9 protein-coding genes and 1 tRNA gene are annotated in these 12,062 nt (G+C 47.1%); 5 read left to right on the top strand and 5 right to left on the bottom strand.

Translation table 11 applies throughout. The features are described 5' to 3' along the window. Positions 1-15: 15 nt before the first annotated feature. From argS to rnr, 3 genes are all read right to left on the bottom strand, one after another. The gene (gene argS, locus C8R34_RS03395; RefSeq protein ID WP_110337852.1) at positions 16-1,773 is read right to left on the bottom strand and encodes an arginine--tRNA ligase; all 1,758 of its coding nucleotides are present in this window, start codon (positions 1,771-1,773) and stop codon (positions 16-18) included. Between the two features lie 103 nt (positions 1,774-1,876). After that, positions 1,877-2,617 carry a 23S rRNA (guanosine(2251)-2'-O)-methyltransferase RlmB gene (gene rlmB / locus C8R34_RS03390; RefSeq protein WP_110337850.1) on the bottom strand — a complete coding sequence of 247 codons (741 nt, stop codon included), beginning with the start codon at positions 2,615-2,617 and terminating at the stop codon, positions 1,877-1,879. Between the two features lie 218 nt (positions 2,618-2,835). After that, on the bottom strand, positions 2,836-5,061 hold the full coding sequence (rnr, locus tag C8R34_RS03385; RefSeq protein WP_110337848.1) for a ribonuclease R: 2,226 nt from the start codon (positions 5,059-5,061) through the stop codon (positions 2,836-2,838). Between the two features lie 58 nt (positions 5,062-5,119). Between rnr and C8R34_RS03380 the strand changes: the two genes are divergently transcribed. After that, positions 5,120-5,204: transfer RNA gene (locus tag C8R34_RS03380), tRNA-Leu, on the top strand. A gap of 226 nt (positions 5,205-5,430) precedes the next feature. Here the strand turns inward: C8R34_RS03380 and C8R34_RS03375 are convergent. Both C8R34_RS03375 and C8R34_RS03365 read right to left on the bottom strand, forming a co-directional pair. Beyond that, positions 5,431-5,631, bottom strand: a complete 201-nt coding sequence (locus C8R34_RS03375; RefSeq protein ID WP_110337846.1) for a hypothetical protein — start codon at positions 5,629-5,631, stop codon at positions 5,431-5,433. Between the two features lie 463 nt (positions 5,632-6,094). Next, positions 6,095-6,952, bottom strand: a complete 858-nt coding sequence (locus C8R34_RS03365; RefSeq protein WP_110337842.1) for a hypothetical protein — start codon at positions 6,950-6,952, stop codon at positions 6,095-6,097. Positions 6,953-7,169: 217 nt separating this feature from the next. On the opposite strand from C8R34_RS03365, the gene C8R34_RS03360 reads away from it, so the two are divergent. From C8R34_RS03360 to C8R34_RS03345, 4 genes are all read left to right on the top strand, one after another. Next, the gene (locus C8R34_RS03360) at positions 7,170-8,120 is read left to right on the top strand and encodes a chromate resistance protein ChrB domain-containing protein (RefSeq protein ID WP_110337840.1); all 951 of its coding nucleotides are present in this window, start codon (positions 7,170-7,172) and stop codon (positions 8,118-8,120) included. Next, positions 8,107-9,471 carry a chromate efflux transporter gene (gene chrA / locus C8R34_RS03355; RefSeq protein WP_110337838.1) on the top strand — a complete coding sequence of 455 codons (1,365 nt, stop codon included), beginning with the start codon at positions 8,107-8,109 and terminating at the stop codon, positions 9,469-9,471. Before C8R34_RS03360 ends, chrA begins: the two co-directional genes overlap by 14 nt. A 20-nt stretch (positions 9,472-9,491) precedes the next feature. Further along, positions 9,492-10,310, top strand: coding sequence for a class III extradiol ring-cleavage dioxygenase (locus C8R34_RS03350; RefSeq protein WP_110337836.1), 819 nt, complete (start codon positions 9,492-9,494; stop codon positions 10,308-10,310). A 333-nt stretch (positions 10,311-10,643) separates the two neighbouring features. Continuing rightward, positions 10,644-12,059: a PEP-CTERM sorting domain-containing protein gene (locus tag C8R34_RS03345; protein WP_110337834.1), complete on the top strand. Its 1,416-nt coding sequence runs from the start codon at positions 10,644-10,646 to the stop codon at positions 12,057-12,059. Positions 12,060-12,062: the final 3 nt, after the last annotated feature.

The raw sequence follows: 12,062 nt of genomic DNA, 5'->3' as shown, positions 1-12,062 counted from the left end.
TGTGTATTAACTCGACTACATTTTATCAGGTGCGCTAACACCCAGTAACCCAAGACCATTATTCAGTATCTGCCGAACGGATGCAATAAGCGCCAAGCGTGCATGCAGCAGTGGAATTTCAGGTACCAGGAAACGCGTTGAATTATAATAACTATGAAATTCACTGGCCAATTCTCTGAGATAGAAGGCAATCAGATGCGGTGAAAATTCCTTGGCAGCCATTTCCACAGTATCCTGAAAATCGATCAATTTCTGCAGCAAAGCCAGTTCTACCGGGTTGGACAATGCTCCCATATCGGCTTCAACCAGATCGCTCATATCGCCATCCCATTGTGCCAGAACGCTGCACACGCGGGCATGCGCATACTGGACATAATAAACTGGATTGTCGTTGCTTTGCGATTTGGCCAGATCCAAATCAAAATCCAAATGCTGGTCGCTTTTACGCATCACATAAAAAAATCGCGCGGCATCCTTGCCGACTTCCTGACGTAACTCTCGCAGTGTGACAAATTCACCGGAGCGCGTCGACATGGACGCTTTTTTGCCGTCTCGATAGAGTACCGCAAATTGCACCAACGCGATTTCCAGTCTCGCAGGATCCAATTCCAGCGCCTGCAAAGCACCTTTCACCCGCGCAATATAACCATGATGATCCGCACCCCAGATATTGATGACTTGATCAAAGCCCCGCTCAAATTTATTCAGATGGTAAGCAATGTCCGAAGCAAAATAGGTGAACTGCCCGTTTTCTCGTTGCACAACCCGGTCTTTTTCATCACCGAAATCCGTTGAACGAAACCAGGTGGCGCCATCTTGCTGATACAAGTAATGTTTCTTCTCAAGCAATTGAATGGTATGCGCGACAAGACCACTATCAAACAATGATTGTTCTGAGAACCAAGTATCGAATTCCACGCCAAATTCCATTAAATCATTGCGGCAATCCCCTAATTGTTCTGTCAGGACAAAATTGTGCAGATAAGCATAATCCTGGCCGAGGATTTTTTTTGCATTCGCAATCAATTGATCCAAATGCTCGTCGGTATCGACCGCCGTAGTGTGAGCCGTTTCCGGCAAACCATCCAACAACAAGGCCGATTCGTGCACGTAGCGATCAGTATGTGCCTGGAAGATCAGTTGCGCCATGGTTTTAACATACTCACCCTGATAAGCATTCGCCGGAAAAGGCGTATACACATGATTCAGTTCCAAATAGCGTAACCAAGTGGACAGCGTCAGGATATCCATCTGACGCCCCGCGTCATTAACGTAAAATTCACGCGACACATTGAAGCCCGCCGCTGTCAATATATTCGAAAGGCTGGCACCGATGGCCGCACCGCGCCCATGACCGACATGCAATGGCCCGGTCGGATTGGCTGAGACAAATTCCACCTGAATCTTTCTTTCCTGACCAAAACCACTATGACCGAACGCATTCTTGCTTTGCAAAACGTGATGTAAATATTGCTGTTTGGCGGAATTTTTCAAAAACAGATTGATAAACCCTGCGCCTGCTATTTCCACTTTCTCTAAATAAGGCGAGGACGGCAGTGCAGCAATGAGCAAATTGGCAATTTCACGCGGATTTTTATGCAAGGGTTTGGCTAGCTGCATGGCTAAATTGCACGAATAATCCCCATGACTAGCCTGTTTGGTGCGCGTCAGTTCAATACGAAGCGCGTCATCCAGTGTCGTAATGGCGCTGGATGCCTCACGAAAAAGTTCGACAAAATGTGCTTTAAAATTTGGACAATCAGATGGAGTCATAGTTGAAAATAAGCGATATCAATAGGTTGCTTGAGCTGAATTACAGCACGTAATGTGGATTGCCGTTGTCTGAAAATTCGATGTATTTTACCAGGAACACAGATCAGACCGAAGATTGCTGGCGATGCGTTTCAAAAAGACAAATTCCCGCACTGACGGCAACATTTAAACTTTCGATACTGCCTTGCATTGGAATTCTCACCAATTGGTCGCAGCTCTCGCGAGTCAAGCGCCGCAATCCTTTTTCTTCGGAACCAAACACCCAAGCGACAGCGCCCTTGATCTGGAACTGCGTTAAGTCATGTTCAGCATCTTCCGCAGTGCCAAAAATCCAAACACCCTGTTCTTTCAACTGCTTCAGTGTACGTGCCAAGTTGGTGACAGCAATGTAAGGCACAGTGTCCGCGGCACCGCTGGCAACTTTATATACAGCCGCGGTCAGTCCAACCGCTCGGTCTTTCGGCGCAATCACTGCGTGCACCCCAAACGCATCGGCAACGCGCAAACAGGCGCCTAAATTGTGCGGGTCCTGGATTCCATCCAATACCAACAGCCGTGCAGGTTCGGTCAATGTATCCAGCACATCGTTGATATCGACGTAACTGCGGGTACTATCGATATTGGCCACGACCCCTTGATGACGGTCGCTACCGGTCATGCTGGTGAGTTTTGATCCTTCACAAGAAACATAATGAATTTTCCGGCTTTCAGCGAGTTTGATTAAGTCGCGTGCACGCTGATCACCGCGCATGGCATCAATAAATATCTCTTTGATGCTATCCGGATTCTGCCGCAAACGACTGGTAACCGCATGAAAACCAAAAATAAGGCGAGTGCTGGACATAATCCTTTATTAACAAACCTGGAAACTCTGCTAAATAATGCTTACTAACCGCATATTGTAAAACAATTTAAGGATTAGCAGGTCGTTGAAAAACGTATTCGAGGCAGCCGATGCAAGGCAAAAGCGGGCGAAAAAGCGCAGTTTATGCTTAATAAATGAGCATTTTGAGCCTGCTTTTAACACCGCAGCGGCAACGTAGATAGTTTTTCAACAACCTGTTAGCGCGCTTTCTTGCTTTTGGATGAAGCCGTTACTTTCGATCGAAGCGGTTTTTTATCCGGATCCGCTAATACAAAATCGATTTTACTGGTTTCCAGATCGACACGAACCAATTTGACGCGCAACCGGTCGCCAAGACGGTATTGTTTGCCGCTACGTTCGCCCAGCAAGCTATGTTTGGTGGCGTCGAAATGAAAATAATCACTCGGCAGTTCTGAAATGTGTACAAGCCCTTCCACATACACATTGTCCAAAGCCACAAACAAGCCAAACCCCGTCACGCTGCTGATTACACCGTCGAAACATTCACCGATTTTATCCTGCATATAAAAACATTTGAGCCAGGATTCGACATCACGCGTTGCGTCATCGGCACGCCGCTCGGTCATTGAACAATGCTTGCCTAATTCTTGCCAATCTCCAGGCTGATAGATTTCACCGGCGAGTACCGCCTTAATCGCGCGATGTACCAGCAAATCAGGATAGCGGCGGATCGGCGAAGTAAAGTGTGTATAGGACTCGTAAGCAAGCCCGAAATGCCCGGTAATGTCGGGACTATAAACAGCCTGTTTCAAAGATCTCAGCATGACTGTTTGCAACAATTGCGCATCCGGCCTGTCGCATATTTTAAGCAACGTCTGCGCATAATCTTTGGCACTGGGTTTAGTTTTTCCGCCCAATTGAATACCGAATTCCTTGAGAAAATTGCGCAAGGCGACGACTTTCTCGGGTGTTGGATCTTCATGAATACGGTACAGCGTCGTTTGACCATGTTTCTGCAGAAAGTCTGCGGCGCAAACATTGGCTGCCAACATGCATTCTTCAATCAGGCGATGCGCTTCGGTACGCTGTACCGGCTCAATCTTCTCGATTTTTCCGTGTTCGTTGAAAAACATTTGTGTTTCAATGGTTTCAAAATCAATCGCCCCGCGTTTTTTACGCGCTTTCAGTAGAGCCTTGAATAGTTTATAGATGAGTTGCAAATGCGGTAACAACTTTGCGTGTTCCTTAGCTTCCGCACCTTTGGGATTAGCCAGCATTGCAGCTACTTTCGTATAGGTCAGCCGTGCATGTGAGCACATCACAGCCGGATAAAATGAATAATCCAGTATGTCACCATTCGCCTCAAACTGAATTTCACACACCATACAGAGGCGCTTTTTATCCGGATTGAGTGAACATAACTCGTTCGATAAAACCTCGGGCAACATCGGGATGACGCGGCGTGGAAAATAAACGGAATTGCCGCGATTCAACGCTTCTTCATCAATCACGTCATGTGGTTTTACATAGTGGCTGACATCCGCAATCGCTACATACAGCCGATATCCCTTGTCTTCCTTTTCGCAAAAAACGGCATCGTCAAAATCCCGTGCAGTCTCGCCGTCAATGGTCACCAGCGGTAAGTGGCAAATATCTTTGCGCCCCGCCAATTCTTTTTTTAACACATTCTTGGGGAATTTAGCTGACAGCCTCTCAAGCTCGGGAGAAAAAACATGCGGAAGATCGTGTTTACGCAACGCAATTTCAATCTCCATGCCAGGCGCCGTGTAGTCGCCAAGAATTTCAATAATCTTACCGATAGGCTGTGTTTGTTTGCTGGGTTGCTGGATAATTTCCACCATGACAACCTGGCCCGCCTTGGCTTTGAGCGAATGCTCCTGGGCGATCAGAATATCCTGACTGATGCGCTTGTTTTCGGCCTCCACAAACAAAATACCGTGATCGATATGTAACCGTCCTACCAACTGTGTATTGGTAGATTCCAGCACTTCCACAATGACGGCTTCCCGGCGTCCGCGCCGGTCCAGCCCGATTTCACGCACCAAAACCCGATCACCGTGCAACGCTTTGTGCATCTCCTTGGCGCTCAGATACAGATCCGGGCTACCGTCATCCGGAATCAGGAAGCCAAATTCATCTGCATGACCCTGGATTTTGCCTTTGATCAAATTCAGTTTTTCCATGACGCAAATATCGCCTTTGCGGTTGCGGAAAATCTGACCTTCACGAATCATCGCCGTCAGTCGACGATTGAATAACGCCTCTTCTTTTTTAGTAATCGACAGTATTTTCTGTAATGCATGCTCGGCAGTCGGGATTCCTTGCTGTTGCAAAATCTGCAAAATATATTCCCGACTTGGCAATGGATGCTCATAGCGTTCTTTTTCGCGCTGATAATGCGGATCCAGATTACGCAGCTTTTGCTTCTTCTTATTTGACAAAACAGTGGTTTCCTATAGAATTACGCGTTCTTTCGCAGCCTGACTAGGCTGCTGCATCGCCCAGATGGCGGAATTGGTAGACGCGCATGGTTCAGGTCCATGTGCCTTCGGGTGTGGAGGTTCGAGTCCTCTTCTGGGCACCATCAAATATTATCAATAAATTGATTAATAAGTGTATTAATTATTTAATCAAAGGTTATATGCCTAAAACTCTGCCATAATAAATTTACTGCACGAATTTTTAGCGGTCAATCAAGCCATTCAATCTCAATTCTGATCTTATATCACATTCCCCGGCGTTATTTCCTAAAAATAGAATCAATCCCCCGCCCCACACCCCAACACATGACCAGAATCTCTATTAATTGTTTATTGATGAGCATCAATGATCGAGTGCATGGATGCAGCAATAATCACAATAAGTTGTATGCTGGTAAGATAGAACAACCACTTGGCATAAGTCTCCGTTGAAACACTCAGCCAATTCATAAAAAAATCTCTAAAAGCAATCTGTACCATGATCACGGTGCTTATAATCAATAGAAATATTGACAGCTCATATTCAATCATTTTGACTATTCCCTCTTTATTATTGACCAGCTAAAACAGAACAGCAACATGACAAATATCTTCGGATGGGCATCGTGCGGACACCGGCAGGCTAGATTCTTTCCGGTCAACTCAACACGGACATTCGCCACCAGCTTTTGATTAGCGGTGCTGTTCTTCGATTTTGTTTTATTTGGAAATATACCCGAATTGCACTATTTGGAGGAAAACTCTGGCAGGGCTTAACAAGCCATTGGAAAACGTTTTCGAGGCAGCCGATACCAGGCAAAAACAGGAGGGAAAGCGCAGTTTATGCGTAATAAATGAGCATTTTGAGCCTGTTTTTAACACCGTAGCGGCAACGCAGATAGTTTTTCAATGGCCTGTTAAGTAAGCGGAGACCACCACAGAACGCAACGTTTGTGTCAATTGATGCGACTAAAAACGTTGCGTTCCTTACGATCTGTAATGATGAAATTGATGACTATTGTTTCTCGAAAACGCCATCCTTCCTGATCCAGAATTCGTTGGTAACTGTATTGAAAATAGTATCCGCATCGGTAGCAAAACAATCCGGCACGGTCTGGCTGGTCGTGGTATCTTTTCTCGCCATGGTAATCGGCGGAGTAATCGTGATTCCAGGAATATTTTCAAATTCACTGCCAAATTGTGCAGTCATGTCATAACAGACATCGGAGTTTATAATCAGATTGGCTCCTTCGGCGGGCACGTTGATGGTGCAATGTTTGCTGTTGGAGAAATTACTGGCAAAAGACTCGAATGGATTCGGAATACCAGGAATATCAATTTTGAACCCTTCGAATCTGGATGAGATAACCGTGCTGCTAGTCAATACGGAAATCCCTGTTTCTGTCGTTTGCTGGGGTGCCTGGCACACGTTGTTGCTGGTAGGCAATGGAATACATTGTCCGTCCGTGGTGATATCAACGATATTGCCATTCTGAGCATAACGCATTCCAGCCGGTGCACTCGCGGTATTACAAGCAGGAATGCTGCTGTTGCCGGAACCTGCAAGAGCAACCAAATTAGGCAGTGTGTCGATTAATGTTGGCGTATCTCCCCATGGTCCTCCCAGCGCGTAGACGTTATTGTCGGTCCTGTTTACGCCGGCATAAATGCCTGTTTCAGGATAAAACCTGTACAGCCAAGGATCAATATTCTGTGTGGCCTGATGCGTTGGAAAGTACTCCGGATAAGTATTCTCAGCCCAATTCAGCAAAATTTCAGTATCGCTGGCGGTATCAGCTGCAGCCAAATGAATATTACCCAGTAGTAAGCATGTGCAAACAGACATGACCAGCTGTTTCATATAGTGTTTCATGTTAAAGACCCTCCATTCGTTTTTAAAATAATACCCCCCTACACGAATAGAATATCATACTGAGAATGATCGCTTAATATCCGGTGAAATGCCTGCTGCAAACTGTAAATAAATAATATCGATTCCACGATTGCAACCATCTTGACTATTCGATGCAGAAGACTCACACAACACTATATTGTAGACACTGATACAGATATGTCATAATCTCTACACTATGAAACTGATCGCGCTGATCCTATCGTTACCCACTGAAAATGCCACCGTGCGCATGCGCTCGTGGCGCACCTTAAAAGCCTCCGGTGCCGCTGTATTGCGCGATGGCGTGTATTTAATGCCGGATCAGGAATCTTGCTGCAACACGCTGAACATGATTGCTGCCGATGTACAGTTAAGCGGCGGCACTGCCTATGTGCTGCATGTCAATGAGCCTGACCACACCGAGCTGGTACACTTATTTGATCGCAGTGGAGATTACATCAAGTTGCTGACTGAAATCATTGATGTGCGCAATGGGCTAAACAGCGATACCGCACAGGAGAAACTCAAGCAAACGCGCAAATTACGCAAAGCATTTACCAGTCTGATCGCTATTGATTTTTTTCCCAATAATCATCAGCAGCAAGTTGACACCGCATTGCAAGAACTGGAGCTGGCCACCGCACAAGCACTGACACCCGATGAACCGCATGCGATCAGCCGCCGCACGATAAACCGTCTCCAGATCAGCGATTTTCAAGGTCGCATATGGGCAACCCGTCACCGCCCTTGGGTAGATCGTTTGGCCAGCGCCTGGTTAATACGCAGTTTTATCGATAAAAAAGCCAAATTTCTGTGGCTGAAATCACCATCAGACTGTCCCGCAGATGCGCTTGGATTTGATTTCGATGGCGCAAGATTTACGCATATCGACCACCGCGTTACGTTTGAAGTACTGCTGGAGAGTTTCGGATTGGAGCAGATCGGACTGAAACGGCTCGGTACTTTGGTGCATTACCTGGATGTCGGCGGCATACAACTGCCCGAAGCCGTCGGCATTGAGAGCGTGTTGGCGGGATTATGTCATGCCATTGGCGACGATGATAAGCTTTTAAAAACAGCAAGCTCGGTATTTGACGGTTTGCTGAAAAATTTCGAACAAGGAGCCGCAAACGATGGATCAGCCTGAAACTTCTTCGCTTGAACCGACCACTACCGTGGCGCCTTCTGTCAGTTTCTGGCAGGCATTTCTATTCTGGCTCAAGCTAGGATTTATCAGCTTTGGCGGACCAGCGGGGCAAATTTCAATCATGCATCAGGAATTGGTGGTCAATCGCCGCTGGATTTCCGAAAAACGCTTTTTGCATGCACTCAATTACTGCATGGTGCTACCTGGACCGGAAGCGCAACAGCTCGCTACCTATATCGGTTGGCTGATGCATCGAACCTGGGGCGGGATTGTCGCCGGTGCGCTATTCGTGCTGCCTTCGCTGGCCATATTGATCGTGCTGTCGTGGATCTACATTTCCTTCGGCGACGTCCCTCTTGTTTCAGGCTTATTTTACGGTATCAAACCGGCAGTGACGGCTATTGTGGTGCAGGCGGCTCACCGCATTGGTTCTCGGGCATTGAAAAACAATGTACTGTGGGCCATTGCAGCGGCATCGTTTGTCGCGATTTTCGCGCTGCACGTGCCATTCCCAATCATCGTCATAGCAGCCGCGTTGATTGGTTTTGTGGGTGGCCGTATTGCACCGGATAAATTCAGGGCCGGTGGCGGTCATGGCAAAGCCAAAGAATCCTTCGGCGCAGCATTGATTGACGACGACACGCCGACACCGGAACATGCGCAACATCGCTGGCCACGATTGGCGCTCATTGCGGTGATCGGCGCACTGCTGTGGGCTATTCCAATGGGATTGCTCGCCACCACCTACGGCTGGGAACACACGTTGACGCAAATGAGCTGGTTCTTTACCAAGGCAGCGCTGGTCACTTTTGGCGGTGCCTATGCGGTTCTGCCTTATATGTACCAAGGCGCGGTGGAATACTATAGCTGGCTCACGCCCGAGCAAATGATCGATGGTCTGGCATTGGGTGAAACCACACCCGGTCCGCTGATTATGGTGGTCGCATTCGTCGGCTTTGTAGGCGGCTATGTCAAAGCCGTTTTCGGAGCAGAATCGGTAGTGCTGGCCGGAACTGTCGCAGCCTGCCTGGTCACCTGGTTCACGTTCCTGCCGTCGTTCATTTTCATCCTGGCGGGCGGCCCGCTGGTGGAATCCACGCATAATGACCTGAAATTCACCGCACCCCTGACGGCGATCACCGCCGCTGTCGTGGGTGTGATTCTGAATCTGGCACTATTCTTCGGCTACCACGTACTATGGCCTGCGGGCTTCGATGGCGCATTCGACTGGATTTCGGCGTTGATTTCGCTGGCTGCCGCCATTGCACTGTTTAAATTCAAACTCGGTGTCATTCACGTGATTGCTGCCAGTGCTATCATTGGATTGGTGATAAAAACCCTGATTCTGTAAAATATGGAAACATCGACAAGATGGATCAATATCCGGCTGCCATGCTAAGTCCTGTACTATTTATTCCCCACGGTGCGGGTCCCCTGCCGCTGCTTGGCGATGCAAACCACCAGGATATGGTCAGTTTCCTGGAAAATTTAGCACCAACGCTCGGCAAGCCCTCGGCAATCATAGTAATCAGCGCTCATTGGGAAGAAACTGTCGTAACCATTACCAGTGGCAAAACACCTGCATTGCTCTACGACTATCGCGGTTTCCCCGCGGCGGCGTATCAAATCCAATATCCCGCACCCGGCGATCCGATTCTCGCCGAGAAAATGCACCACTGGTTGCAACAAGGCGGGATCGCAGCCAAACTCGATAATCATCGCGGCTTTGATCATGGTTTGTACGTACCGCTGAAAATCATGTTCCCGGACGCCACCATTCCTTGTGTGCAGTTATCATTGCTGAGTAATCTCAGCGCCGAAGCGCACATCGCAATTGGCAAAGCCTTGACGGAATTAAGACAGGAAAACGTACTGATCATTGGTTCCGGTTTTTCCTTTCACAACCTCAGGGCCTTTTTCTCGCCAACTGCCAATGCGCCTGATCCAAAAAATGAAGCTTTCGAACACTGGCTGATCGATACCTGCACCAACCCGGAACTTTCGGTGCAAGAACGTGAAACCCGACTCATCCATTGGGATCAAGCACCTTTTGCGCGCTATTGCCATCCCAGGGAAGAGCATTTATTACCGCTGCATGTTTGTTTTGGGCTTTCCCAAGCAAATGCCGGACTGGCATTTGAAGGCAAGGTCACAGGAAAAAAAGCCAGCGCCTTCTTATGGCGAATCTAATCACCAGCAAAGTCAGAAAAAATCTGAATATTGCTAATGAATCCAGATTCTTATTGATTTACCTCAAGCTATCTCACTAAAAATTTTAGTAGTCTATAAATTACAGAAGATATTCTATGATCACTGATGGTTTAGAGTTCATCAATGAAAAGGCTTTTAAATGACTGTCATTTCGGGTATAGCGAGAATGCGCAGTTTATACGTGACCAATGAACATCTTGAGCCTGTTTTTAACACCTTGGCGGCAACGCAGACAGTTCTTCAACGCTCCACCCATGATTCTTATAAATCATTTTGAGTCTGAATCTATAGACATCAATAAAAGGAAACATCATGAACATGACAAAGATTTCTATGCTACTGGCAAGTATCGCGCTTACAAGCACCTCCACTCTTATACAAGCCTATCAGATTGCTCCGAATCCGAATCCCATTGGCAACACAATCGTTATCTCTGATTCAGATGCAGAAAATCTCGCCATTTTTGATTCCGATGGTGACATAGTCATAGACGGTACACTGACCAATAAAGGTACTTTGAACAACAATGGCGGGCTGAGCGACGGAACGCTGATTAATGATGGTATCTTAAATAACAGCGGGTTCATAGAGAGTGGTGTCTTAACCAACACCATTACAGGTACTCTAAATAATAATAACAAGCTGGTCTATAATCTCATATCGGATAATTATGGCACTTTGAACAATAGCGGTTCACTATTCATTTTTGAGGGTGTCAGATTGACCAATTACGGCATTCTGACTAACAACATCGACGGTCGACTGATAAACGGCCAAACCTTGCACAACAGCGGCATCCTAAACAATTACGGCACCCTGAATAACGCAGGGTTTTTCGACCACCCAGGCTTTCTGGCCAACAACACTGATGGCAAACTGACTAACTACGGCACCTTGATCAATGGCGAGGAAGATGGATTCGGTAACCAAGGCACCCTAAACAATAATAACACGCTGATCAACAGCGGCCATCTGAACAACGAAGGCATCCTAAACAATGAGGGTATCCTTAGCAATACTGTCAACGACTTGTCTGATTTTCGAGAGAGTGTAATTGACAACAGTGGTACCCTAATTAACACGGGTACCCTGGAAAATGGTGGCAAATTTACCAATACCGGTCTGCTTGAGAATTCCAAAACAATTAACGGTTCTGGCGTATTCACCCAAGATGCCGGTGAAACCATTAATAACGGCAGCTTCAGTCAGGCATCTTTGCAGATCAATAACGGCAGTGTGAGCGGAGCCGGCTCATTCACAGGTGATGTTACCATCGCTAGCGGAGCCAGTGTCAATCCAGGCAATTCCCCAGGTACATTAACGTTCAACGGCGATTTTCACAGCAGCGGCAATCTTAATTTTGAAATTGCCGGAACGGGAACTGGACTCTATGACGTGTTGGCCATTAACGGCAATGTCGATTTTACCGGAGGCAATGTTCTGTTCAGTTTTATCGATGGCTTTCAAGCTTCAGCGGGTAATCATTGGAATTTTCTGCTCGCCGATAATATTACTGGATGGGATAGCTTAACGGTCAGCTTCCACGGTTTAAACGCAGGGCTGGGAACGAACTTCACATTCGACAACTCAGGTGCACACTTGTCGATTACGCCAGTGCCAGAACCAGAAGCCTACATTATGCTGTTGACAGGACTTGGTCTGTTGGGTCTTGTAGCGCGTCGCAGAAAAGAAACTTGCACGACAAACGAAGTGAACCCGCTACAGTAGGCA

It is taken from the genome of Nitrosomonas sp. Nm84, assembly GCF_003201565.1.
Classification (GTDB): Bacteria; Pseudomonadota; Gammaproteobacteria; order Burkholderiales; family Nitrosomonadaceae; genus Nitrosomonas.
This window is presented reverse-complemented; position numbering and strand designations above follow the sequence as displayed.

What these genes read in the sequence shown, in the direction of transcription:
- argS (WP_110337852.1), bottom strand. Translation starts at nt 1,773, where the DNA reads ATGACTCCATCTGATTGTCCAAATTTTAAAGCACATTTTGTCGAACTT.
- rlmB (WP_110337850.1), bottom strand. Translation starts at nt 2,617, where the DNA reads ATGTCCAGCACTCGCCTTATTTTTGGTTTTCATGCGGTTACCAGTCGT.
- C8R34_RS03350 (WP_110337836.1), top strand. Translation starts at nt 9,492, where the DNA reads ATGGATCAATATCCGGCTGCCATGCTAAGTCCTGTACTATTTATTCCC.
- C8R34_RS03345 (WP_110337834.1), top strand. Translation starts at nt 10,644, where the DNA reads ATGAACATGACAAAGATTTCTATGCTACTGGCAAGTATCGCGCTTACA.
- C8R34_RS03375 (WP_110337846.1), bottom strand. Translation starts at nt 5,631, where the DNA reads ATGATTGAATATGAGCTGTCAATATTTCTATTGATTATAAGCACCGTG.
- C8R34_RS03365 (WP_110337842.1), bottom strand. Translation starts at nt 6,952, where the DNA reads ATGAAACACTATATGAAACAGCTGGTCATGTCTGTTTGCACATGCTTA.
- C8R34_RS03360 (WP_110337840.1), top strand. Translation starts at nt 7,170, where the DNA reads ATGAAACTGATCGCGCTGATCCTATCGTTACCCACTGAAAATGCCACC.
- chrA (WP_110337838.1), top strand. Translation starts at nt 8,107, where the DNA reads ATGGATCAGCCTGAAACTTCTTCGCTTGAACCGACCACTACCGTGGCG.